We start from the raw sequence: 23,956 nt of genomic DNA on the forward strand, positions 1-23,956 counted from the left end.
GACTCAGTAGTTAAGTGACGATAGCCTAGGAGATACACCTGTACCCATGCCGAACACAGCAGTTAAGCCCTAGAACGCCTGAAGTAGTTGGGGGGTGCCCCCTGTTAGATACGGTAGTCGCTTAGCAAGTTGGAGAGAGATCTCCATTTGGGAGTTTAGCTCAGCTGGGAGAGCATCTGCCTTACAAGCAGAGGGTCAGCGGTTCGATCCCGTTAACTCCCATAGGTCCCGTAGTGTAGCGGTTATCACGTCGCCCTGTCACGGCGAAGATCGCGGGTTCGATTCCCGTCGGGACCGTTGAAACATCACAGTGTGATGTTTCAAGTGACTTAAATAAGGAAAGACTCGTTAGCTCAGTTGGTAGAGCAATTGACTTTTAATCAATGGGTCGCTGGTTCGAGCCCAGCACGAGTCATATGCGGGTTTGGCGGAATTGGCAGACGCACCAGATTTAGGATCTGGCGCTTTCGGGCGTGGGGGTTCAAGTCCCTTAACCCGCATAGAATAGAAATAGGCCGGCTTAGCTCAGTTGGTAGAGCATCTGATTTGTAATCAGAGGGTCGCGTGTTCAAGTCATGTAGCCGGCATTAGGAAAGATTGCGAACGTAGTTCAGTGGTAGAACACCACCTTGCCAAGGTGGGGGTCGCGGGTTCGAATCCCGTCGTTCGCTTTGAGAGGCCGGGGTGGCGGAACTGGCAGACGCACAGGACTTAAAATCCTGCGATGGCAACATCGTACCGGTTCGATTCCGGTCCTCGGCATGAAGATTATAATAGTTAGCACCCTTAGCTCAACTGGATAGAGTACCTGACTACGAATCAGGCGGTTAGAGGTTCGAATCCTCTAGGGTGCATCACTCGCTTAATGGAGACGTTAGGGGAGCTTTATTTTTAATAGTATCGGGAAGTAGCTCAGCTTGGTAGAGTACTTGGTTTGGGACCAAGGTGTCGCAGGTTCGAATCCTGTCTTCCCGATTATATTATTTTGGCGGTGTAGCTCAGCTGGCTAGAGCGTCCGGTTCATACCCGGGAGGTCGGGGGTTCGATCCCCTTCGCCGCTATATACTCTTGTTTGCTGGACCTTTAGCTCAGCTGGTTAGAGCTCTCGGCTCATAACCGAGCGGTCGTAGGTTCAAGTCCTACAAGGTCCATATTATTGGAGGATTACCCAAGTCCGGCTGAAGGGAACGGTCTTGAAAACCGTCAGGCGTGTAAAAGCGTGCGTGGGTTCGAATCCCACATCCTCCTTTTCTACTACCGCGGGATGGAGCAGCTAGGTAGCTCGTCGGGCTCATAACCCGAAGGTCGTAGGTTCAAATCCTGCTCCCGCAATTTCTTTAAGAATTTGGCTCGGTAGCTCAGTTGGTAGAGCAATGGATTGAAGCTCCATGTGTCGGCGGTTCGATTCCGTCTCGCGCCATTAATTTAACTTTGTCCAAGTTTATTATCTTGGGCGCGTAGCTCAGATGGTTAGAGCGCACGCCTGATAAGCGTGAGGTCGGTGGTTCGATTCCACTCGTGCCCATATTATATTGATGGAGAATTACTCAAGAGGCTGAAGAGGACGGTTTGCTAAATCGTTAGGTCGGGTAACTGGCGCAAGGGTTCGAATCCCTTATTCTCCGTAGTGAACGAGATTATCGCTTGATATTCTCGTTTTATTGTATCTTGGTGAGGGTCTATTATGAATAAATTTTCAAAATTAGTAGTAGTTGTTTCTATCTTTTTATTACTGTCATTTTCTCTTTTGTTTGTGACTTTCTCTAAGGGGTTACAGGTACCATATTTAAATAATATCGTTAGTGTTGTTGTAACGCCAATTCAATCGGTTATTTCAGTACCTACTAGATTTTTTTCTGAGCAGAAAGATGTCTTGACAGATTTGATGAACGCTTACGAGGAAAATAAACAGTTAAAGGAAGCTATTATGAGCCTTGAAGGGATGGCTGCTGAAAATACTAGCTTGAAAGAAGAGAATGCATCGCTTCGTAGCAGTTTAGGTGTGGTATCTGATTTTCCTGAAAAACAACTTATTCCAGGATCAGTTTTAGTGAGGACTCCTTCATCGTGGTCGGAGCATATTTCAATTAATATTGGTGAGACTAGTGGTGTGACATCTAATGCACTTGTGGTTGCTAATGGTGGATTAGTTGGCATCGTGAGTTCATTGAGTTCAGATTCGGCGGTTGTTACCTTATTTACGAATTCGGATGAATTCACGAAGTTGCCTGTGAAAATTTCTGTTGATTCTAAAGAAATTTATGGTATTTTATCAGGCTATGATGCAGATACAAATAGTTTTATCATTAATCAGTTGAACTCAGCTGATGAAATTGCAGTGGGTAGCAATGTTGTAACGAGTGATTTGGCTGGTGCGACTCCGGCAAATGTCCAAATTGGTAAAGTTTTATCGGTTAAATCAAATAGTAACAGTTTAAATAGAGAAGTATATGTTGAGCCGACAGCTAGTTTTTCAAACATTTATTCGGTTTTAGTGGTAGGTCAAACAAATGCGCAATAAAATGATAGAAATATTTATGTTTCCCATCTTGTTCTTTATTTTATTACTTGATGGACAGATTTCAACGTTGGTAACAAATTGGTTGGTTGGATTATTTACTATTTCAAGTCATTTGGTACTTATGTTAGCTATTTTTTATGCTAACTATGTGTCTCTTGGTTTTTCATTATTCATATTTACTTTGCTAGGTTTGGTATATGATATTAGTTATCTTAATCTGATTGGTATTGCTACTACAACCCTTCCTTTAGTTTTGTATTGCATTTATTTCTTCTTCCAAAGTGCTGTCAGCAAGCGAGGAATTAATATTTTGATTTTACTAGTAGCTATTTTTCAATTTGAATTTATTAGTTATTCATTTGCTCGTATTTTTCATATAACAAACTTGTCTGTGTTTATCTTTGTTTTTAATAAATTACTTCCAAGTTTACTATTCAATTTGGCCTTATTTTTCGTACTACAGCCGTTATTTGAGCGTTTATTTGGAATAACAAATAAGACATAGAAATGTAATAATTGCGTAATATACTTACGCAATTTTTTTGATAAAATGAGAGAGTCAGAAAGAATAGAGGAGTTAGTTTAGCTTATGAAGAAGAAAATCTTAGCTACATTGTTGTTAAGTACAGTCGCTTTATCAAATGTACAATATATGACTGTAATTAACGCGAATGATGTAGATAGTCAGATTGCAGCAAAAAATCAACAGATTAGTGAATTGACAGCACAACAAGCTGAAGCTCAACAACAAGTTGATGCTATTCAAGGACAAGTTGATGCAATTGTTAGTGAACAGGCGAAATTAACAGAAGAAAATACTCGTTTGGAAGCAGAATCGCAGACATTGGCGGCAGATATTGAGCGTTTGTCAGCTGATATTGTGTCACGTGATGGTGCTTTAAAGGAGCAGGCGCGTAGTGCTCAAGTTGATGGCTCTGCTTCAAGCTATATCAATACAATTTTAGATTCAAAATCAATCGTTGACGCTGTTTCACGTGTTAATGCAATGCGTGAGATTGTTTCAGCTAATAACCGTATGTTGGAACAACAAAAAGCTGATAAGGAAGCAATTGTTGAAAAACAAAAGGCAAACCAAGAGGCAATCACTACTTTGGCAGCTAATCGCCAAAAATTGGAAGATGACGCTCAAGTATTGCAAGTGCGTCAGGCTGAATTGGAAGCTGCTAAGTTAAATTTGGCTGTGCAGAAAGCTACTGCTGAAGATGAGAAAAATTCATTGTTGGAGCAAAAGGCAGCTGCAGAAGAAGCAGCTCGTCAAGCGGCAGCTCGTCAAGCGGAGTATCAAGCACAACAGGCAGCTCTAGCACAGCAACAAGTAGCTTCAGTATCAGCACCAGTCGTGTCAACGCCAGTAGAAACTACAGTGACTGAAACGGTTGCAGCTCCTACTCAAACAGTATCACAATCTACACCAACGGTAAGCACACCTACAACGTCTACATCATCAGGTTCAGGTAGTTCAGCGGCAGCAAATAATGCGCGTTATGATGCTTCATCTTATCCAGTTGGTGAGTGTACTTGGGGAGTTAAATCTCAACTTTCATGGGTTGGTCCTTACTGGGGAGATGCTAAGCAGTGGTTAGCATCAGCACGTGCTGAAGGTTTTAGTATAGGTTCTACTCCACAAGTAGGTGCGATTGCTGTTTGGACAGGTGGTTATTATGGGCACGTAGCGGTTGTTACGGCTGTTCAATCTTCAACAAGTATCCAAGTTGTTGAATCAAACTACATGGGTCGTCGTTATATTGGTAACCATCGTGGTGGTTATTTCAATCCAACAACGACTTCTGAGGGAGCAGTTTACTACATTTACCCTCCATATTAAGAAATTTTCAAATAGAGCGTGTGGATTTGCGCTCTATTTTTGTTTGAAAAATGAAGGAAAAAGGGTTAGAATAGTAAAGGTAGAAATATATAGGAGGCTGTCATGGCGTTTACTGACTTAAAATTGTTCGCTCTTTCGTCAAATCAGAAGTTAGCTGAACAGGTGTCGAAAAAAATAGGAATTCCTCTGGGAAAATCAAGTGTTCGTCAATTTTCAGATGGTGAGATTCAAGTGAATATTGAAGAATCAATTCGTGGAACTCATGTGTATATTCTTCAATCCACTAGCTCACCAGTTAATGATAATTTAATGGAAATTTTGATTATGGTTGATGCTCTTAAACGTGCATCTGCTGAATCAGTAAACGTAGTAATGCCTTATTATGGTTATGCACGCCAAGACCGAAAGGCTCGTGCACGGGAACCAATTACATCAAAATTGGTAGCTAATATGTTGCAGACAGCGGGTGTCAATCGTTTGTTGACAATTGATTTGCATGCTGCGCAGATTCAGGGATTCTTCGACATTCCTGTTGATCATTTGATGGGGGCTCCACTTATCGCTGACTACTTCGAACGTCGTGGTATGGTCGGTGACGGCTATGTGGTTGTATCGCCAGACCATGGTGGTGTAACACGTGCTCGTAAATTAGCTCAGTTCTTAAAAACACCGATCGCGATTATTGATAAGCGTCGTAGTGTTGATAAGATGAATACGTCTGAAGTAATGAATATTATTGGTGATATTGAGGGTAAAACTTGTATCTTGATCGATGATATGATAGACACTGCTGGAACCATTTGTCATGCGGCAGATGCTTTGGCAGAAGCAGGTGCAACGGCTGTCTATGCATCTTGTACTCACCCTGTTTTGTCAGGACCAGCCATGGATAATATTAGTAAGTCTGCTATTAAGCAGTTGGTTGTTTTGGATACCATTGAAATTCCCCAAGAACGCTTAATAGATAAGATTGAGCATATTTCAACGGCTGATTTATTAGCGGATGCTATTATTCGTATTCATGAAAAACGTCCATTGTCTCCATTGTTTGAAACTAGAATTGCTAAATAATAAGTTGGAAGAGCCTGATGGCTCTTCTTTTTGGTATAATGTTTTTATGTAAGTAATGAGAACGTTAAGAAAAGTGTATGATTTTAGGAAGCCTGTGTGGAAGTTGGTAGGACTTCAAGGGATATATAGTCGAATGAATTAGCTTTCAGACAAGGAACTGAGGCGCAAGCTACTAGAACAGCCTAGATGCTGTTCTAGGTTGGAGATAAGACTTGCGAAGCTAGTTACTTTCGTAGAGTACGGCAAGCCGAAAGTGACGATGTATCAAAGTTAATTCAAATGACTATATCTAAATCACTAGCTTTTTAGTTCACATACGATTATGATTTTAGGAGGTGCTGTTATGGATTTACGTCATCGTTTTAATAAGAATTTGGATCGGATTGAGGTTTCCATGATTCGACAGTTTGATCAGTCAATTTCAGATGTCCCAGGGATTTTAAAATTAACTCTGGGAGAGCCTGATTTTACAACGCCTGACCATGTTAAAGAAGCGGCTAAGGCTGCTATCGATGCCAACCAGAGTTATTATACTGGTATGGCTGGTCTTTTGGAGTTGCGCCAAGCGGCAGCTGAGTTTGTGGCTGAAAAATATAATTTGCACTACAATCCAGAAAATGAAATCCTCTCTACGATTGGTGCAACAGAAGCTTTGTCAGCCAGTTTAGTTGCTATTTTGGAAGCTGGAGATACGGTACTTCTACCTGCCCCTGCCTATCCTGGTTATGAACCGATTGTCAATATGGTGGGAGCAGACATTGTTGAAATTGATACAACGGCAAATGATTTTGTGTTGACACCTGAGATGTTGGAAGAGGCGATTATTACCCAAGGGGATAAGCTAAAAGCTGTCATTCTCAATTATCCTGCCAATCCAACGGGCGTGACTTACTCACGTGAGCAGATTCAGGCTTTTGCGGATGTCTTGCGTAAGTATCCTGTCTTTGTCCTATCAGATGAGGTCTATGCGGAGTTGACTTATACTGGTCAGCCTCATACTTCGATTGCGGAATTTTTGCCAGAGCAGACTATTTTGATTCAGGGGTTGTCCAAGTCCCATGCTATGACAGGTTGGCGGATTGGCTTGATTATGAGTCAGGCTCCCATCATTGCTCAAATTATCAAGAGCCATCAGTATCTTGTGACAGCGGCGTCAACTGCTATGCAGTATGGTGCAGTTGAGGCCCTGAAAAATGGTAAGGATGATGCTCTGCCGATGCGAGCGGAGTATGTCAAGCGTCGGGATTACATCATCGAGAAGATGACGGACTTAGGCTTTAAAATTATCAAGCCTGATGGAGCTTTTTACATCTTTGCCAAAATCCCTGCGGGTTACAATCAAGATTCTTTTAGCTTCTTGCAAGACTTTGCGAGAAAGAAAGCGGTGGCCTTTATTCCAGGTGCGGCCTTTGGTCAATATGGAGAAGGCTATGTGCGAATTTCCTATGCAGCAAGTATGGAGAAAATTCAAACAGCCATGGCTCGTTTGAAGGAATATCTAGAAGAAAATGGAACGAATTGAAACCAGGGGATTAGTCCTTTATAATCGGAATTTTCGGGAAGATGACAAGCTGGTTAAGATTTTCACAGAGAAGGCTGGCAAGCGAATGTTTTTCGTGAAACATGCTTCTAAGTCCAAACTGGTAGCTTCTATCCAGCCTTTGACCTATGCGGATTTTATCGTCAAAATCAACGATGACGGCCTGTCTTATATCGAAGATTTTCATCAGGTGCAACCTTTTAAGACTATTAACGGCGATATTTTCAAGCTCAGCTATGCTACCTACATCTTAGCTTTGGCAGATGCGGCCTTGCAGGACAAGGTTTATGATCCAGCTCTCTTTGCTTTTTTTGTCAAGACCTTGGACTTGATGGAGTCGGGTTTGGACTACGAAGTTCTGACCAATATCTTTGAAATTCAGCTCTTGGGTCGATTTGGCGTCAGTCTGAATTTTCACGAGTGTGCTTTTTGTCATCGGGTTGGCTTGCCTTTTGACTATTCCTACAAGTACAGCGGTGTCTTGTGTCCGCAACACTATCAACAAGATGAGCGACGGGCTTATCTGGATCCCAATGTACCCTATTTGCTTAATCAATTTCAGACCATTTCCTTTGATGAGCTGGAAACCATCTCCATCAAGCCTGAGATGAAGCGAAAATTACGGCTTTTTATTGACCAGCTGTACGAGGAATATGTGGGGATTCACTTGAAATCCAAGAAATTTATAGATGATTTGTCTTCTTGGGGGAAGATTATGAAATCAGAAGAATAAATATAGTCATTTGAATTAACTTTGATACATCGTCACTTTCATCTTGCCGTACTCTACGAAAGTAACTAGCTTCGCAAGTCTTATCTCCAACCTAGAACAGCCTAGAGGCTGTTCTAGCAGCCTGCGCCTCAGTTCCTTGTCTGAAAGCTAATTCATTCGACTATAGAAACAGCCTTCTCAATGGAGAGGGCTGTTTTGTAGATATTCCGTTAATTCTGTTTGGGCTTGGAGTGGTGTCAGGACAGCTAGGAAGGAGAGGTGGCTTCGGAAGCAGACTTGGTAGTCAGGCTCTTCATCAATCAAGATGAGCTGTCCAGTGTCATCTCGCTGGCGAATGGTTTTTGCTACCTTCATTCCATCCCAGAATATGTTTTGAGGGGTATTTATGATAAAATAGTAGTTAATTTGATGGGCGACGGGAAAATCTTCCTTGTGTTTGACTTGGAAGGGTCGCCCAAGTTGGTTTAAAATCCTTTCTATCGTGTTTGGATAGAAGAATGGTTTTAGGATATAAATCATGTAGGTTCCTTTCCTTTCTTTTCTTTGATATATCTTAGTATAGGAAATTTTAGAGAAAATGGGGTGGAGCTGTCATGAACAGTCTTTATTTTGTCATGAATGGGGGATGAGATGTTACGGATTTTTATCTTGGAAGATGATTTTATGCAACAAGCTAGGTTGGAGCAGGCGATTGAGGAAGTTGTAAAAACGAGTGACGTTGCCTACAAGACCTTGGAAGTGTTTGGTAAACCTCAGCAGTTACTTGAGGCTGTGACAGAGACTGGAAATCATCAGCTCTTTTTCCTAGATATTGAGATTAGGGGTGAGGAGAAGAAAGGGATGGAGATTGCACGGGAGATAAGGGCGCGTGATCCGCATGCTGTGATTGTTTTTGTGACGACGCATTCGGAATTTATGCCTTTGACCTATAAATACCGTGTGTCAGCTCTTGATTTTATTGATAAGGGGTTGGATGAGCCTGCCTTTAAGGAAGCGGTGGCAGATGTTCTCCAACATGCTTATAGTCATATCAGTCAGACTGTGAGCGATGATGCTTTTGTTTTCAAGAGTGATTTTTCTCAGATTCAAGTTCCTTTTTCAGATATTTTGTATTTTGAAACCTCCTCAACGCCTCATAAGGTCGTCTTGACAACCAAGTCAGGTCATACGGAGTTTTATGGCAAGGTGTCAGATATTGCTAAAACGGATGAACGCTTGTACCAGAGCCATCGGGCTTATGTGGTCAATCCTGCTAATATTCTTCGTGTGGATGCTGTGGAGAGGATGGTGTATTTTGAACAGGAGGAATCTTGCTTGGTCTCTCGAATGAAACTGAAAGGTTTGCTGGAGAGGGTTGGGAAATGATGGCTATTGGTTTAGTATTTCTAGTGTCCTTCATCGACTGGTTTATCAAGCTTGGAGTGTTTAATCAGTTGAGTCAGCTGAGCTTGAAATGGTGGCGATTGCTTGCTTTCTCAGGTCTATTCTCGGGATTATTCATTCTTTTTCCAGACAGTATTTCTTACATTGAACCCTTTTATTTCCTGGTCTATCTCTTGGTGTTTCAGCGGTCTTGGACTTGGTCTCAATCCTTGTTCTACGGTTTGGCACCTTTTGTCTTAGTTGATTTATTTCAGCGAACCTTTGGGATTTACCAGCTTAAGTGGACAACCTTTCAACTATGGCAGATGAATCTGGAATGGCTTGATGTTCTCTTTGTGGTAGTGGTTCTCTTACTTTTTGTTCCTTTTTATCGGACCTTTATTCGTTTGCTGGGAATTGATTTTCAGCACATGAAGAAGGTCTTTGCCTACCCTAAGTTTAAAAAGAGTCTCAAGAACCTAATTTATTCCATGCTCTTCTATGTTGTCGTGGTGCATGCGTTGCTCGTTTTTGGGCAATCAGTAGGGGAAACAGACATGTCAGTGTCGATTGGTATTGGAGATAGCCTGGTTGTTCTAGATTTTATTAAGATTTATTTTGCTTATTTTATTGGTAGTCTCTTTTTCCTCAATACCAAGCTAAAAGAGCAGTTGACTGAGGAATTGCAGGAAGTAAAGGATGCTCAATTATCTTCTTTAGAAGACTACAGTCAGCATGTGGAAAGCCTGTATAAGGATATTAGAAGCTTTCGACATGATTATACCAATATCTTGGTTAGTCTCAATGAAGCTATCAAGCAGGAAGATATCAGTGAAATCAAGGCTATCTATCAAACGGTATTAGCAGGGACAGACCAGAAATTTTATCAAGATGCCTATGATATTGGAAATCTAGCTCATCTGGATAATACTGCGATGAAAAGTATTTTATCGGCTAAGCTGATGGAAGCTCAAAGTCGGGGGATTCAGCTGACCGTTGAGATAGAAGAAGCCAGTACCGCTCCAGTGGGAATCGAATTGCTGGATATGGTGACTATCCTATCAATCTTTTTAGACAATGCCATAGAGGCAGCCAGTTTGTCAGCTGAGAAGAGTCTGCTTGTGGCTTATTTTGAAGACCAAGGTGAAAAAATCCTTATCATTGAAAATAGCACTGCGGAAGAACGGCTTCAAACAAAATCTATCTTTTCTTATGGAAAATCCAGTAAGGGAGAGGGGCGAGGGATTGGTTTGGCTAATGTGCAGAAAATCCTGTCACACTATCCATCTATTAGACTGGTGACGACTAGTCAGGCTTTTCGATTCCGTCAAGAACTACATGTGCCACAGACGGTTGAAATATAACATTTACCGTTCATGACAAATAAACGACCATTCATTAGAGTGGTCATTTTTTATTGCTCTTTTGGGGTATACTCTTTTTGTAAAACAAATCAAGTCCTAAGGAGTTAAATTATGAATCTGTTTCCTTCAGTATTTCAATCCGTTTTTAAAAGACGTGATGTGAATATTCTTTTAGCCTTTGCCTTCTTACCCTTGTTGGTAACTAGCTTGTCTGGGATAGGAGAAGCTCAAATCAACACAGATGTGACAAGTAGTTGGCTTTCCTTTATCGTGTCGGCTTTGGAGTTGCAATTCCAGATGGTCTTGCCAGCCTTAATCATGGGCTTTATTGTATCGTCGGTCTTTCGCGATGAGATTAGTTCTGGAATCTTGTTTCTTTACAAGGATATCAAGAAATCCAGCATTCTTCATGCCAAGTTACTCAGTCTTTTTGCTGTCTATATGATTTACTTCTTAGGGACAGTTCTTATCGCTAGCCTGACCTATGTCCTTACCATTGCTCCTCGGTATGGTTTTCACTGGCTTCCTGCTCATCAAGCTACATATAGTTTGCTCTATATCTTGACGATGATTGGCTTAAATCTGATTTTAATCAGTCTGGTAGCGGCAGTATCCATTAAGCGAACAACCATAATGGCTGTCTTGGTAGGGGTACTTTTTAACCTTTTTGCTCAAGTAGGTCCACTCTTAAATGGTTTTCGTTATGCTTTCCCACAGACCTATGCGACCAAACTGGCTGGACAGTTTCCATTTGGACTTGCCTTTGCTATCAGTCTAGGTTTGATCCTGCTATATTTTGGATTGGCCTATCGTTCTGCACGCAAGAATTTTGAAAAAATTGAATATTAAAGATACCTAAGAAAGAGAGAATAACAATGCTTACAATCAAGAACCTATCAAAACAATTTGCTGGAAATGACTTTTACTCATTGAAAGATGTGAGTTTGGAGATTAAAAAAGGTGAAATCGTCGGCCTTATCGGTAAAAACGGGGCCGGAAAATCAACTCTGATGAAATTGATGGCCAAATCCCTCAAGCCGACAACAGGAACCATTACCTATAATGGTGTGGATATTCATACGGCAGATAACTTGCTCAAGGATTTTGGGATTATGATTGACCCTGTTTTCTATCCAGAGATGTCGGTTATTGATAATTTGAAGTTTTACCTGACTTTGCATGGTAGGACAGAGATGTTTCCAAATATTGAAAAGACCCTTAAGCTCTTAGACTTGTGGGAGGCTCGCAACCGTAAACCAAAAGGGTTCTCATTTGGTATGAAACAGCGGACGGCCTTGGCTATTGCGATGGTAGCAGAGCCAGACTTCCTCATCTTGGATGAGCCATTCGTGGGCTTGGACCCTGTCGGTGTCCAACAGTTGATTGATATTCTCAAGTCTTGGTCACAGGAACGCAATATCTCTATGCTGATTTCCAGTCACCAGCTTGGCGAGTTGGAAGCTCTCTGTGAGCGCTATGTCTATATCGAAAAAGGACAGTTGGCAGATGAGTTTGCTGGGCAGTCAGCTCCTAGTGTCTTGGTAGAGGTTGATAGCAGAGCAGATAAGGAAGCTCTCTCAGCTTATCTGACAGAGACGATTACTCTGGATGGGGATGTCCTAGAGATTTCCACTCAGGCAAGTAGTGGAGAACTCAATGCTGTCCTAGCCTACCTAGCTAGTCAAAACTTGATTAGCAAGCTCCATGTAAAAGAAAACCACTTGAAAGAAATTTTTAGTCGAGGTGAATAGTATGTTAGCAATTTTTAAACCTGTTTTTGCCAGTGTTTGGAAGAGGAAGGAAACCAAGATTTTCCTTGCCTTTGCCTTCCTCTTTCCAACTATGGTTCTGGTTGCAACCTTTTTACCAAAAGGTTCCAACTTTATGGTGCCACATGTGATGGGTGACTATCTTTTCTCATTCGTTACTCTAACTGGTGTAACCTTTAGAACTGCTAGTGACTTTGTTCTCCCGATTTTAGCCCTTTTCTATCTAACCTATACGGTCTTCAAGGGTGAGGCAGATAGTCATACTATGTTTCTCTATAAGGATATCAAGCGTCAGGACATCTTTTGGGCCAAAGTCTTGAGTCTAGCAACGATTGTCCTCATCTATACAGGAATCTTTCTATTGGTGATGGTGGTTTATTACTACACACGCTTTGGACATATGGACTATGCGACCTTGACTTTCTGGGATCATATAAAAACAGTGGAGAATGTAGTTTTTGTCCAAAGTGTCCTCGGTGTCATGTTAGATATGTTGATTTGTGTCTTACTGGCTGCTTGTGTTTCCTTGTATTCAGGAGTTGGGGCAACCATGACAGTTGCCTTTGGTTACTCACTGGGGTCAAGTATTTTAGGTATATTTGGTTTGGCTAGTTTCTTTCCATTGGGGAACCTCGATGCCTTGTATGAAGGAGCAAGCCTGTTTTCAACTTTAGGAACATCTATTTTGGTTACCTTGGTTTATTCGACGGTGTTAGCCTATCTGACTTTGAAGTATTTTAAAAAGATGGAATTTTAAGGTATTATGCCCTTTCTTGCTGAGAGAAGGGGGATTTTTGTTTTGCTCTGCTATTTTCAATAATAGGAAAAAAGCTGAAATCGTGCTATAATATCTCTAAGACTAAAGTGAAGGAACTAGATAGATGAAACGTATTGCAGTAGATGCTATGGGTGGGGACCATGCCCCTCAGGCAGTGGTAGAAGGTGTCAATCAAGCCTTGGCTGCCTTTCCAGACATTGACATTCAACTTTATGGTGATGAGGCCAAAATCAAGCAGTATTTGACAGCGACAGAGCGTGTCAGCATCGTCCATACGACGGAGAAAATTAACTCCGATGATGAGCCGGTCAAGGCTATTCGTCGTAAGAAAGATGCTTCTATGGTCCTAGCGACCAAGGCTGTCAAGGATGGTCTGGCAGATGCGGTCTTGTCAGCTGGAAATACGGGGGCTCTTTTGGCGGCAGGTGTCTTTGTCGTCGGTCGTATCAAGCACATCGACCGTCCTGGTCTTATGTCTACCTTGCCGACGATGGATGGTCAGGGATTTGACATGATGGACCTGGGTGCAAACGCTGAAAATACAGCTCATCACCTCTATCAGTATGGTATTCTTGGCTCATTTTACGCGGAGCACGTGCGTGGTGTCAAACAACCTCGTGTGGGACTTTTGAACAACGGTACGGAAGATACCAAGGGCACGCCAGTTCACCAAGAAGCCTATAAACTCTTGGCGGAAGACAAGTCAATCAACTTTATTGGCAACGTGGAGGCGCGTGAGTTGCTTAACAGCGTGGCGGATGTGGTCGTGACAGATGGTTTCACGGGAAACGCTGTGCTGAAAACAGTTGAAGGGACTGCAAAATCTATTGTCGGTCAGTTGACTGGCTCAATCAAGAATGGTGGTCTGCGTGCTAAATTGGGTGGTCTCTTGGTTAAGCCAACCTTGAAAAAGGCCTTGGGGGCTATGGACTATAAAACTGCTGGCGGTGCTGTCTTGCTTGGTCTGAAGGCACCTGTCATCAAGGCGCATGGGTCTAGCGATGCCCAGTCAATTTTCTATACCATCAAACAGACGCGTTCGATTTTGGAGGCTGGCATTGTGGAGAAATCAGTTGCCAAATTTTCAGTAGTGGAGGAAAGTCATGACTAGAGAGCAGGTCTATCAGCGAGTTGTTGAATTGATTCAGGATGAGAAGGGGGAAGACTTCCACGTTCAACCTGAGTCGACTTTGGCTGATAATATTGCAGCAGATTCGGTGGAAATCATGGAATTTGTCCTGACCTTAGAGGATGAGTTCGGAGTAGATGTACCGGATGCGGCCATTGAACGCTTTGAAACATTAGCAGATATTGTGGATTTTATTTGGAGTCAATTAAAAGAACGTTCGTAGATTACGGGCGTTTTTCTTTTTATTCGATAGTATTTTAGATTTTTGTTTGTTAACGCGAATATTGTATGATAAAATAAACGAAAAGACTAGAATATTTTATGAAAGGCGAACATTCTCATGAAAACAGACCTTCTCTATTCAGGAAAAGCTAAAGATATCTACGCAACGGCTGACAGTGACCAGATTGTTGCGGTTTATAAGGATCAGGCGACGGCTTTTAATGGTGGTAAGAAAGAACAGATTGTGGGCAAGGGCCGGCTCAACAATCTGATTTCATCTTTGATTTTTGAAAAATTGAATGAAGCTGGTGTCCAGACGCATTTTATCAAGCGTTTGTCGGATACGGAACAGTTGAATAAGAAGGTGGAGATTATTCCTCTTGAGGTTGTTTTGCGAAATGTGACAGCTGGGTCTTTCTCAAAACGCTTCGGTGTGGAGGAAGGGATTACTTTATCTACTCCAATCGTGGAATTTTACTATAAAAAAGATGAGTTGGACGATCCTTTTATCAACGATGAACACATTGCTTTTTTAGAACTGGCTAGTCAGGATCAAATCTCCTATATCAAGGAAGAAACAAGACGAATTAATGGATTCTTGAAGGACTTGTTTGCGCAGATTGGGCTGACTTTGGTGGACTTCAAGCTAGAATTTGGGGTCGACTCTTCTGGTCAGATTTTATTGGCGGATGAGTTTTCGCCTGATAATTGTCGGTTGTGGGATGCGGATGGCAATCATCTGGACAAGGATGTTTTCCGTCGGGGTCTCGGGGAGTTGACCGAGGTTTACGAGGTCGTATTGGCAAAGTTACAAGAAGTGAAGTAAGGATTGGAAAAAATGGCGAAGCGGATTTTTGTTGAGAAGAAAGCGGATTTTCAGATTAAGGCGGAGGTTCTTCGTAAGGAGTTGACCCATAATTTACAGTTGACAAGTCTGTCAAGTTTGCGTTTGGTGCAGGTTTACGATGTTTTCAATCTTGAGGAGGACTTGCTGGAGCAGGCGATCAAGCATATCTTTACCGAGCAGGTGACGGACAAGGTCTTGTCGGAAGCTGAACTTGACTTGGAGGAGGCTGCTTATTTTGCGATTGAGGCTCTTCCTGGGCAGTTTGATCAGCGGGCTGCCAGCAGTCAGGAGGCCCTTCTCTTATTGGGTAGTCGTCAGGAAGTGCGTGTCAATACAGGTCAGCTCTATATCTTGAATGGCGATGTGCGGGAAGAAGAGTTAGCTGCTATCAAGAATTACTTGCTCAATCCTGTTGATTCGCGTTTCAAGGATTTGGATGCTCCTTTGGTGGCTCAGGAGTTTTCGGTGTCAGATACGACTATTCCGACTTTGGACTTTTTTGATAGCTATGGGGCAGACGATTTTTCGGCTTACAAGCGAGAAGCTGGCTTGGCTATGGAAGTGGAAGACCTGCTCTTCATTCAGGACTATTTCAAGTCAATCGGTCGAGTACCAACTGAAACAGAGCTCAAGGTCTTGGATACCTATTGGAGTGATCATTGCCGCCATACGACTTTTGAAACGGAACTCAGATCTATCGATTTTTCAGCTTCAAAATTCCAAAAGCAATTGCAGGCGACCTATGACAAGTACCTGGCTATGCGAACAGAATTAGGTCGGACAGACAAACCACAGACGCTTATGGATATGGCGACCATTTTTGGTCGTTATGAGCGGGCAAATGGTCGTCTGAATGACATGGAAGTGTCGGACGAAATCAATGCCTGCTCGGTGGAGATTGAAGTGGATGTGGATGGCGTAAAAGAGCCATGGCTCCTCATGTTCAAGAATGAAACCCACAATCACCCAACAGAAATCGAGCCTTTTGGTGGAGCCGCAACCTGTATCGGTGGAGCTATTCGTGATCCTTTGTCAGGTCGTTCCTATGTCTATCAGGCCATGCGGATTTCAGGTGCAGGCGATATTACCCAACCTCTGACAGCTACTCGCTCAGGGAAATTGCCACAGCAAATCATTTCTAAAACAGCGGCACATGGTTATTCTTCATACGGTAACCAAATCGGTCTTGCGACCACCTATGTACGTGAATACTTTCACCCAGGATTTGTCGCTAAACGCATGGAGTTGGGTGCCGTAGTCGGTGCAGCTCCAAAGGAAAATGTGGTCCGTGAAAAACCAGTCGCAGGCGATGTGGTCATCTTGTTAGGAGGCAAAACAGGTCGCGATGGTATCGGTGGGGCAACAGGCTCGTCCAAGGTACAGACCGTCGAGTCTGTCGAAACAGCAGGTGCAGAAGTTCAAAAAGGAAATGCCATTGAAGAACGCAAAATTCAGCGTTTGTTCCGCAATGGCGTCGTGACTCGCTTGATTAAAAAATCCAATGACTTTGGTGCAGGAGGTGTCTGCGTTGCCATTGGTGAGCTGGCAGATGGTCTTGAAATCGATTTGGACAAGGTGCCACTCAAATATGCAGGTTTGAATGGGACAGAAATTGCTATTTCGGAATCACAAGAGCGGATGAGCGTGGTTGTCCGTCCGGAAGACGTAGACGCCTTCATCGCAGCCTGCCGTCAGGAAAATATCCATGCGGTTGTCGTTGCCAAAGTGACGGAAAAACCAAACCTAGTCATGACTTGGAATGGACAAACCATTGTTGATTTGGAACGTTACTTCCTAGATACCAACGGCGTCCGTGTAGTCGTTGATGCCAAGGTAGTTGACAGTGCTGTCAACTTACCAGAAACACGTACAACATCTGCCAAAACACTACAAGAGGACTTGAAAGACCTTCTTTCAGATCTCAACCATGCTAGTCAAAAAGGTTTGCAGACGATTTTCGACTCATCTGTTGGTCGTTCAACTGTCAACCACCCACTCGGAGGTCGTCACCAGTTGACTCCGACAGAAAGTTCGGTACAAAAGTTGCCTGTCCGACACGGTGTGACCACAACGGCTTCTGTCATGGCTCAGGGCTATCATCCTTATTTGGCAGAATGGTCTCCTTATCATGCTGCAGCCTATGCGGTCATTGAAGCGGCTACTCGCTTGGTGGCAACAGGTGCTAACTGGTCCAAGGCTCGCTTCTCCTATCAAGAATACTTCCAACGCATGGACAAGCAGGCAGAGCGTTTTGGTCAGCCAGTAGCAGCACTTCTAGGCTCTATCGAGGCTCAGATCCAGCTTGGCCTGCCGTCTATCGGTGGCAAGGACTCCATGTCTGGTACCTTTGAGGAATTGACAGTTCCGCCAACCCTGGTTGCCTTTGGCGTGACCACGGCTGACAGTTGCAAGGTCCTCTCGCCTGAGTTCAAGACGGCTGGCGAGCACATTTACTACTTACCAGGTCAGATTTTATCGGAGGACATTGATTTTGCCATGATCAAGTCTAATTTTGAGGCTTTTGAAAAATGGCAGAGCGATTACGCGATTACGGCTGCTAGTGCAGTCAAGTATGGTGGTGTTCTAGAAAGTCTAGCCCTCATGTCCTTTGGAAATCAAATCGGAGCAAGAGTCGAGCTTGCAGACCTTGAAACCAGCTTGACAGGTCAACTTGGCGGATTTGTCTTCACATCGCAAGAAGACATTCCAGATGCTGTGAAAATTGGACAAACCACCGCTGACTTTACACTGCTTGTCAACGGTGTCAACCTAGCAGGGCAGGACTTGCAGGTAGCCTTTGAAGGTAAGTTAGAAGAAGTTTACCCAACGGAATTTGAACAGGCGACAGAATTGCAGGATGTTCCGGCAATCAAAAGTTCAGCGGTTATAAAAGCAAAAGAAGCTGTTGAGGTGCCTGTGGTTTACATCCCAGTCTTCCCAGGGACCAACTCAGAATATGATTCTGCCAAGGCCTTTGAACAGGCTGGTGCAAAGGTCAATCTTGTTCCGTTTGTAACCTTGGATGCAGAGAGCATTGAAAACTCGGTTGATACTATGGTTGACAATATCACCAAGGCCAATATTCTTTTCTTCGCAGGGGGATTCTCAGCTGCGGATGAGCCAGACGGGTCTGCCAAGTTTATCGTGACCATCTTACGAAACGCCAAGGTCCGCTCTGCTATTGACCAATTTATCGAAAAAGGTGGCCTCATCATCGGTATCTGTAATGGCTTCCAGGCCCTTGTCAAATCGGGTTTGTTGCCGTATGGAAACTTTGAGGAGGCAGGTGAAAGCAGTCCGACTCTCTTCTACAACGATGCCAACCAGCACGTTGCTAAGATGGTGGAAACACGGATTGCCAATGTTAACTCACCATGGTTGGGCGGTGTTCAGGTCGGTGATATTCACGCTATTCCAGTTTCCCACGGGGAAGGGAAGTTTGTGGTGACGGACGAGGAGTTTGCTATCTTGCGGGATAATGGTCAAATTTTCAGCCAGTACGTTGACTTTACTGGTCAGCCAAGCATGGATTCTAAGTACAATCCAAATGGATCCAGCCATGCCATTGAGGGTATTACCAGCCGCAACGGTCAGATTATCGGGAAAATGGGGCATTCGGAGCGGTACGAGGACGGTCTTTTCCAAAACATTCCAGGTAAGAAAGACCAAGGGCTCTTTGTTTCAGCGGTTCGCTATTTTACAGGAAAATAAATATGACATACGAAGTTAAATCACTCAATGAAGAATGCGGTGTTTTCGGTATTTGGGGACACCCACAAGCTGCTCAGGTTACTTATTTTGGGCTCCATAGTTTGCAGCACCGTGGACAAGAAGGGGCAGGGATTTTAGCCAATGATGGTGGGCATTTACGTCGCCATCGCGGAACGGGCCTGATTGCAGAAGTCTTCAAAAATCCAGCAGATTTAGAAGCCTTGACTGGAAGGGCTGCCATTGGTCATGTCCGCTATGCAACTTCTGGCTCTGCTTCTATCAATAATATTCAGCCCTTCCTCTTTGATTTTGCAGATATGCAGGTGGGCTTGGCACACAATGGGAATTTGACCAATGCGGTTAGTTTGAAGGCTGAATTGGAAAAAAATGGTTCCATTTTCTCTTCTTCTTCCGATACGGAAATTCTCATGCACTTGATTCGTCGCAGTCACAATCCAGACTTTATGGGCAAAATCAAGGAAGCCCTCAATACTGTTAAAGGTGGCTTTGCCTACCTGATTATGCTGGAAGACAAGCTGGTCGCAGCTCTGGATCCAAATGGCTTCCGACCACTTTCAATAGGCAAAATGAAAAATGGTGCCTGGGTTGTTGCTAGTGAAACTTGTGCTTTTGAAGTAGTGGGTGCTGACTGGGTGCGAGATGTGGAGCCTGGTGAAATTGTTGTCATTGATGATTCAGGAATTCAATATGATAGCTATACAAGAGATACGCAACTGGCTGTTTGCTCTATGGAGTATGTCTATTTTGCTCGCCCAGATTCGGTAATTCATGGGGTCAATGTCCACACGGCTCGTAAAAATATGGGACGTCGTTTAGCCCAGGAATTTCAACAGGAAGCAGACATTGTTGTTGGTGTGCCAAATTCCTCCCTATCTGCGGCTATGGGATTTGCAGAAGAGTCTGGCTTGCCAAATGAAATGGGGCTGATTAAAAACCAATATACCCAGCGGACCTTTATTCAACCGACCCAGGAATTGCGGGAGCAGGGTGTGCGCATGAAGTTGTCAGCCGTTTCAAGTGTTGTCAAAGGCAAGCGCGTGGTCATGATTGACGACTCCATTGTTCGCGGCACAACTAGCCGCCGCATTGTCCAGCTTCTTCGTGATGCAGGGGCAAAAGAAGTCCATGTGGCTATCGGTAGCCCAGAACTCAAGTACCCGTGTTTCTATGGCATTGATATTCAGACCCGTCGTGAACTGATTTCAGCCAACCACACAGTTGATGAAGTTTGTGAGATTATCGGGGCAGACAGTCTGACCTACCTTTCTCTTGAAGGGATGATTGAAGCCATCGGCATCGAAACCGATGCGCCAAAAGGCGGGCTTTGTGTAGCCTACTTTGATGGAGAATTTCCAACGCCTCTCTATGACTATGAGGAAGAATACCTCCGTAGCCTAGAAGAGAAAACGAGTTTCTACATTGAAAATGTCAAGTAAAGACAGAGGTGTCAATGTTACTTGACAGACCTGTAAACTGTTGAAAGGAATCAAAATGACAAATAAAAATGCCTATGCCCAGTCGGGTGTTGACGTCGAAGCTGGATATGAAGTTGTTGAACGCATCAAGAAGCATGTGGCTCGGACAGAACGCCTCGGCGTTATGGGGGCTCTTGGTGGTTTTGGCGGTATGTTTGACCTGACTAAACTGGATGTCAAAGAACCAGTCTTGGTATCAGGGACAGACGGCGTCGGCACCAAGCTCATGTTGGCGATTCAGTACGACAAGCACGACACCATTGGTCAGGATTGCGTGGCTATGTGTGTCAACGACATCATCGCAGCAGGTGCGGAGCCACTTTACTTCCTCGACTACATCGCGACAGGAAAAAATGAACCAGCCAAGCTGGAGCAGGTGATGGCTGGTGTTGCAGAAGGCTGTGTCCAAGCTGGTTGCGGCCTGATTGGCGGCGAAACGGCTGAAATGCCTGGTATGTACGGTAAGGACGACTATGACCTAGCTGGCTTTGCCGTCGGCATTGCGGAGAAGTCCCAGATTATCGACGGCAGCAAGGTCCAGGAGGGCGACATTCTCCTCGGCCTAGCGTCCAGCGGCATCCACTCCAATGGCTATTCCCTGGTCCGTCGTGTTTTTGCGGATGTTTCTGGCGATGCTCTGTTGCCAGAGCTCAATGGCAGAGCTCTGAAGGATGTTCTATTAGAGCCGACACGTATCTATGTCCAGCAGGTATTGCCTCTGGTAAAAGCAGGGCTGGTTAACGGTATTGCCCATATCACAGGCGGTGGTTTCATCGAAAATATTCCCCGTATGTTTGCTGATAATCTTGCAGCTGAGATTGAAGAAGATAAGATTCCAGTTCTCCCAATCTTTACGGCACTTGAAAAATACGGCCACATCAAACATGAAGAAATGTTTGAAATCTTCAATATGGGAATCGGCTTGATGTTGGCTGTCAGTCCAGACAAGGTTGACAGTGTCTGTCAACTAGTTGACGAGGAAGTTTACACTATCGGCCGCATCATCGCCAAGGAAGACAAGAGTGTGATCATCAAATGAAACGAATAGCAGTGTTTGCATCAGGCAACGGATCCAATTTCCAAGTCATCGCAGAGCAGTTTGAAGTAGCTTTTGTCTTTTCAGACCGTAGAAATGCCTATGTCTTGGAACGGGCTGAAAAACTAGGTGTACCAACCTTTGCTTTTGAACTAAAAGAGTTTGCGGATAAGCAGGCCTACGAAGAAGCCCTTATCCAACTATTAGACCAGCACCAGATTGACTTGGTGGTCTTGGCAGGCTATATGAAGATTGTGGGACCAACCCTGCTGGCTCAGTATGAAGGTCGGATCATCAATATCCACCCCGCCTACTTGCCTGAATTTCCAGGAGCCCATGGGATTGAAGATGCCTGGCAGGCAGGCGTATCTGAAAGTGGCGTAACAGTCCACTGGGTTGATAGCGGCGTTGACACAGGACAAATTATCAAACAAATCCGAGTACCAAGGCTGGCTGATGATACTTTAGAAACCTTTGAAGCCAGAATACATGAAGCAGAATACCAACTCTATCCAGCGGTCTTGGAGGAGTTAGGGATTAGGAGGAAGAATGACTGTTGACCAACACTATATAGAGTTAAATAATAAGTTATCTAACAAACCAAACCTACTGGATAAAACTAACGACTGGCTTTTTGTTTTAGCAAATACAATGAAAGCTATGATAGAAAATACTGATAAAAGTAAGCTTGTGGAGTTAGAGAAAATCTTAGACGGTGTTACAAGTCAAGAACTAAAACTTGCCTATGATTTCTGTCAAGGGAAATTTGGTCAAGAGGGCTTTTCTTACCGTAGGCATCCGAATTATTTTTACTTGTCCAGCTTGATTGCGACTTTCCCAGAATTTGAACTCTCTAAACAAGACCGAGATTACCTCAAAGAAATTATAATTTTTGACCATTACCTCTTATACGAGTTAGACTAACTTTTAATTGCCTCAAAACGTTATTTAAAAGGAGAAATCATGACAAAACGTGCGTTAATTAGCGTATCCGACAAGGCAGGCATTGTAGAGTTTGCCCAAGAATTGTCCAAGTTTGGTTGGGAAATTATCTCCACCGGTGGTACCAAGGTTGCCTTGGATCAGGCTGGTGTAACTACCATCGCCATTGACGATGTGACTGGTTTTCCTGAGATGATGGACGGTCGTGTCAAGACTCTTCATCCGAAAATACACGGTGGTTTGTTAGCACGTCGGGATTTGGACAGCCACCTACAAGCAGCCAGCGACCATGAAATCGGCTTGATTGACTTGGTAGTGGTTAACCTTTATCCCTTCAAAGAGACTATTTTACGTCCAGATGTGACCTATGATTTGGCGGTGGAGAATATTGACATCGGTGGTCCCTCTATGCTTCGTTCGGCAGCCAAGAACCACGCCAGTGTGACCGTTGTAGTGGATCCGGCAGATTATCCGATGGTTTTAGGGGAAATAGCAGAGCAGGGGGGAACGAGCTATGCAACACGTCAGCGACTGGCTGCAAAGGTATTCCGTCATACCGCAGCTTATGATGCCCTAATAGCAGATTATTTTACCAAGCAAGTAGGCGAAGATAAGCCTGAAAAACTCACCATTACTTATGACCTCAATCAGCCGATGCGTTACGGTGAAAATCCCCAGCAAAATGCGGATTTCTACCAAAATGCCCTGCCAACAGACTATTCTATTGCAGCTGCTAAGCAGTTAAATGGTAAGGAGCTGTCTTTCAACAACATTCGTGATGCGGATGCGGCCATTCGGATTATCCGTGATTTCAAGGACCGTCCAACTGTTGTGGCTCTTAAACATATGAATCCTTGTGGTATCGGACAGGCAGAAACGATTGAACAGGCTTGGGATTACGCTTATGAGGCTGACCCAGTATCGATTTTCGGAGGCATCGTCGTGCTGAACAGAGAAGTAGATGCTGCGACGGCTGAAAAGATGCACCCGATTTTCTTAGAAATCATCATCGCACCGAGCTACTCGGCAGAAGCGCTAGCTATTTTGACCAATAAAAAGAAAAATCTTCGGATTTTGGAGTTGGCCTTTGACGCACAGAATGCGAGCGAAGTTGAGAAGGAATTCACAGGCGTTGTCGGCGGGCTCTTGGTGCAGGATCAGGACGTGGTGGTAGAAAGCCCAACGGACTGGCAGGTGGTGACCGAGCGTCAACCGTCCGAGCAAGAGTGGGCGGCCATGGAGTTCGCTTGGAAGTCCTCCAAGTACGTCAAGTCCAACGGCATCATTATCACCAATGACAAGATGACCTTGGGAGTGGGACCGGGGCAAACCAACCGTGTGGCTTCCGTCCGTATCGCCATCGAGCAGGCCAAGGACCGTTTGGAAGGAGCCGTTTTGGCGTCGGATGCCTTCTTCCCATTTGCTGATAACGTGGAAGAAATCGCTGCGGCAGGCATCAAGGCAATCATTCAGCCAGGTGGCTCTGTCCGCGACCAAGACTCCATTGACATGGCCAACAAGTATGGTTTAACCATGGTCTTTACGGGAGTCAGACATTTTAGGCATTGAGAAATTTGGAATAAGTATAG

At 44.0% G+C, this 23,956-nt stretch carries 21 protein-coding genes, 16 tRNA genes and 1 rRNA gene; 37 read left to right on the forward strand and 1 reads right to left on the reverse strand.

Annotated features, from left to right (window positions below; translation table 11 throughout):
* Window positions 1-10 precede the first annotated feature (10 nt).
* From rrf to recO, 23 genes are all read left to right on the forward strand, one after another.
* Window positions 11-126: ribosomal RNA gene (gene rrf / locus ODU55_RS08240) — 5S ribosomal RNA — on the forward strand.
* Window positions 127-149: 23 nt separating this feature from the next.
* Window positions 150-222, forward strand: a tRNA-Val gene (locus tag ODU55_RS08245).
* A 2-nt stretch (window positions 223-224) separates the two neighbouring features.
* Window positions 225-297 (forward strand) — tRNA-Asp (locus ODU55_RS08250).
* A 45-nt stretch (window positions 298-342) separates the two neighbouring features.
* Window positions 343-415: transfer RNA gene (locus ODU55_RS08255), tRNA-Lys, on the forward strand.
* Window positions 416-418: 3 nt separating this feature from the next.
* A tRNA-Leu gene (locus ODU55_RS08260) sits at window positions 419-500 on the forward strand.
* Between the two features lie 14 nt (window positions 501-514).
* Window positions 515-587 (forward strand) — tRNA-Thr (locus ODU55_RS08265).
* A 12-nt stretch (window positions 588-599) separates the two neighbouring features.
* Window positions 600-671 (forward strand) — tRNA-Gly (locus ODU55_RS08270).
* A 7-nt stretch (window positions 672-678) separates the two neighbouring features.
* Window positions 679-762, forward strand: a tRNA-Leu gene (locus ODU55_RS08275).
* An 18-nt stretch (window positions 763-780) separates the two neighbouring features.
* Window positions 781-854: transfer RNA gene (locus ODU55_RS08280), tRNA-Arg, on the forward strand.
* A 47-nt stretch (window positions 855-901) separates the two neighbouring features.
* Window positions 902-975 (forward strand) — tRNA-Pro (locus ODU55_RS08285).
* Between the two features lie 12 nt (window positions 976-987).
* Window positions 988-1,061 (forward strand) — tRNA-Met (locus ODU55_RS08290).
* 16 nt (window positions 1,062-1,077) lie between these two features.
* Window positions 1,078-1,151, forward strand: a tRNA-Ile gene (locus ODU55_RS08295).
* Between the two features lie 7 nt (window positions 1,152-1,158).
* Window positions 1,159-1,248, forward strand: a tRNA-Ser gene (locus tag ODU55_RS08300).
* A gap of 10 nt (window positions 1,249-1,258) precedes the next feature.
* Window positions 1,259-1,332: transfer RNA gene (locus tag ODU55_RS08305), tRNA-Met, on the forward strand.
* 15 nt (window positions 1,333-1,347) lie between these two features.
* Window positions 1,348-1,420: transfer RNA gene (locus ODU55_RS08310), tRNA-Phe, on the forward strand.
* Window positions 1,421-1,451: 31 nt separating this feature from the next.
* Window positions 1,452-1,525, forward strand: a tRNA-Ile gene (locus tag ODU55_RS08315).
* A gap of 12 nt (window positions 1,526-1,537) precedes the next feature.
* Window positions 1,538-1,625: transfer RNA gene (locus tag ODU55_RS08320), tRNA-Ser, on the forward strand.
* Between the two features lie 59 nt (window positions 1,626-1,684).
* On the forward strand, window positions 1,685-2,521 hold the full coding sequence (mreC, locus tag ODU55_RS08325; RefSeq protein ID WP_136628817.1) for a rod shape-determining protein MreC: 837 nt from the start codon (window positions 1,685-1,687) through the stop codon (window positions 2,519-2,521).
* Window positions 2,511-3,026: a rod shape-determining protein MreD gene (mreD, locus tag ODU55_RS08330; protein WP_029186667.1), complete on the forward strand. Its 516-nt coding sequence runs from the start codon at window positions 2,511-2,513 to the stop codon at window positions 3,024-3,026. Before mreC ends, mreD begins: the two co-directional genes overlap by 11 nt.
* 84 nt (window positions 3,027-3,110) lie before the next feature.
* Window positions 3,111-4,367, forward strand: a complete 1,257-nt coding sequence (gene pcsB / locus ODU55_RS08335; protein ID WP_398582516.1) for a peptidoglycan hydrolase PcsB — start codon at window positions 3,111-3,113, stop codon at window positions 4,365-4,367.
* 102 nt (window positions 4,368-4,469) lie between these two features.
* Window positions 4,470-5,438: a ribose-phosphate diphosphokinase gene (locus tag ODU55_RS08340; RefSeq protein ID WP_398582517.1), complete on the forward strand. Its 969-nt coding sequence runs from the start codon at window positions 4,470-4,472 to the stop codon at window positions 5,436-5,438.
* A 343-nt stretch (window positions 5,439-5,781) separates the two neighbouring features.
* The gene (locus tag ODU55_RS08345) at window positions 5,782-6,960 is read left to right on the forward strand and encodes a pyridoxal phosphate-dependent aminotransferase (RefSeq protein WP_398582518.1); all 1,179 of its coding nucleotides are present in this window, start codon (window positions 5,782-5,784) and stop codon (window positions 6,958-6,960) included.
* On the forward strand, window positions 6,947-7,711 hold the full coding sequence (gene recO, locus ODU55_RS08350; RefSeq protein WP_398582519.1) for a DNA repair protein RecO: 765 nt from the start codon (window positions 6,947-6,949) through the stop codon (window positions 7,709-7,711). The genes ODU55_RS08345 and recO overlap by 14 nt, the downstream gene beginning before the upstream one ends.
* 177 nt (window positions 7,712-7,888) lie before the next feature.
* Here the strand turns inward: recO and ODU55_RS08355 are convergent, their stop codons facing one another.
* Window positions 7,889-8,230, reverse strand: coding sequence for a hypothetical protein (locus ODU55_RS08355; protein ID WP_398582520.1), 342 nt, complete (start codon window positions 8,228-8,230; stop codon window positions 7,889-7,891).
* A 111-nt stretch (window positions 8,231-8,341) separates the two neighbouring features.
* Here ODU55_RS08355 and ODU55_RS08360 point away from each other — a divergent pair, with 111 nt between their 5' ends.
* The 14 genes from ODU55_RS08360 to purH all read left to right on the forward strand — a co-directional run bounded on the left by ODU55_RS08360 (window position 8,342) and on the right by purH (window position 23,936).
* Entirely contained in the window at window positions 8,342-9,076 is a 735-nt protein-coding gene (locus tag ODU55_RS08360) for a response regulator transcription factor (protein WP_398582521.1), read from the forward strand.
* Complete coding sequence (locus tag ODU55_RS08365; RefSeq protein ID WP_398582522.1) at window positions 9,022-10,437, forward strand: sensor histidine kinase; 1,416 nt, start codon at window positions 9,022-9,024, stop codon at window positions 10,435-10,437. The genes ODU55_RS08360 and ODU55_RS08365 overlap by 55 nt, the downstream gene beginning before the upstream one ends.
* A 111-nt stretch (window positions 10,438-10,548) precedes the next feature.
* Window positions 10,549-11,286, forward strand: coding sequence for a hypothetical protein (locus tag ODU55_RS08370; protein WP_398582523.1), 738 nt, complete (start codon window positions 10,549-10,551; stop codon window positions 11,284-11,286).
* 26 nt (window positions 11,287-11,312) lie between these two features.
* A complete protein-coding gene (locus tag ODU55_RS08375; RefSeq protein WP_398582524.1) occupies window positions 11,313-12,188 on the forward strand; it encodes an ABC transporter ATP-binding protein in 876 nt (291 codons plus the stop codon).
* Between the two features lies 1 nt (window position 12,189).
* Entirely contained in the window at window positions 12,190-12,963 is a 774-nt protein-coding gene (locus ODU55_RS08380; RefSeq protein ID WP_398582525.1) for a hypothetical protein, read from the forward strand.
* Between the two features lie 124 nt (window positions 12,964-13,087).
* Window positions 13,088-14,095, forward strand: a complete 1,008-nt coding sequence (gene plsX / locus ODU55_RS08385) for a phosphate acyltransferase PlsX (protein ID WP_398582526.1) — start codon at window positions 13,088-13,090, stop codon at window positions 14,093-14,095.
* Window positions 14,088-14,336 (forward strand): phosphopantetheine-binding protein, encoded by a 249-nt coding sequence (locus tag ODU55_RS08390; protein WP_105119090.1) that lies wholly within the window; start codon window positions 14,088-14,090, stop codon window positions 14,334-14,336. The genes plsX and ODU55_RS08390 overlap by 8 nt, the downstream gene beginning before the upstream one ends.
* Before the next feature lie 117 nt (window positions 14,337-14,453).
* The gene (gene purC / locus ODU55_RS08395; RefSeq protein ID WP_398582527.1) at window positions 14,454-15,161 is read left to right on the forward strand and encodes a phosphoribosylaminoimidazolesuccinocarboxamide synthase; all 708 of its coding nucleotides are present in this window, start codon (window positions 14,454-14,456) and stop codon (window positions 15,159-15,161) included.
* 12 nt (window positions 15,162-15,173) lie between these two features.
* On the forward strand, window positions 15,174-18,893 hold the full coding sequence (locus ODU55_RS08400; protein WP_398582528.1) for a phosphoribosylformylglycinamidine synthase: 3,720 nt from the start codon (window positions 15,174-15,176) through the stop codon (window positions 18,891-18,893).
* A gap of 2 nt (window positions 18,894-18,895) precedes the next feature.
* Window positions 18,896-20,350, forward strand: coding sequence for an amidophosphoribosyltransferase (gene purF / locus ODU55_RS08405; protein ID WP_398582529.1), 1,455 nt, complete (start codon window positions 18,896-18,898; stop codon window positions 20,348-20,350).
* 55 nt (window positions 20,351-20,405) lie between these two features.
* Window positions 20,406-21,428: a phosphoribosylformylglycinamidine cyclo-ligase gene (gene purM / locus ODU55_RS08410; protein WP_398582530.1), complete on the forward strand. Its 1,023-nt coding sequence runs from the start codon at window positions 20,406-20,408 to the stop codon at window positions 21,426-21,428.
* Window positions 21,425-21,985: a phosphoribosylglycinamide formyltransferase gene (gene purN / locus ODU55_RS08415; protein WP_398582531.1), complete on the forward strand. Its 561-nt coding sequence runs from the start codon at window positions 21,425-21,427 to the stop codon at window positions 21,983-21,985. Before purM ends, purN begins: the two co-directional genes overlap by 4 nt.
* Complete coding sequence (locus ODU55_RS08420) at window positions 21,975-22,349, forward strand: hypothetical protein (RefSeq protein ID WP_398582532.1); 375 nt, start codon at window positions 21,975-21,977, stop codon at window positions 22,347-22,349. Before purN ends, ODU55_RS08420 begins: the two co-directional genes overlap by 11 nt.
* Before the next feature lie 39 nt (window positions 22,350-22,388).
* Window positions 22,389-23,936 carry a bifunctional phosphoribosylaminoimidazolecarboxamide formyltransferase/IMP cyclohydrolase gene (purH, locus tag ODU55_RS08425; protein ID WP_398582533.1) on the forward strand — a complete coding sequence of 516 codons (1,548 nt, stop codon included), beginning with the start codon at window positions 22,389-22,391 and terminating at the stop codon, window positions 23,934-23,936.
* Window positions 23,937-23,956 lie beyond the last annotated feature (20 nt).

The sequence above is a fragment of the Streptococcus sp. 2022WUSS037 genome (assembly GCF_044427225.1).
Classification (GTDB): Bacteria; Bacillota; Bacilli; order Lactobacillales; family Streptococcaceae; genus Streptococcus.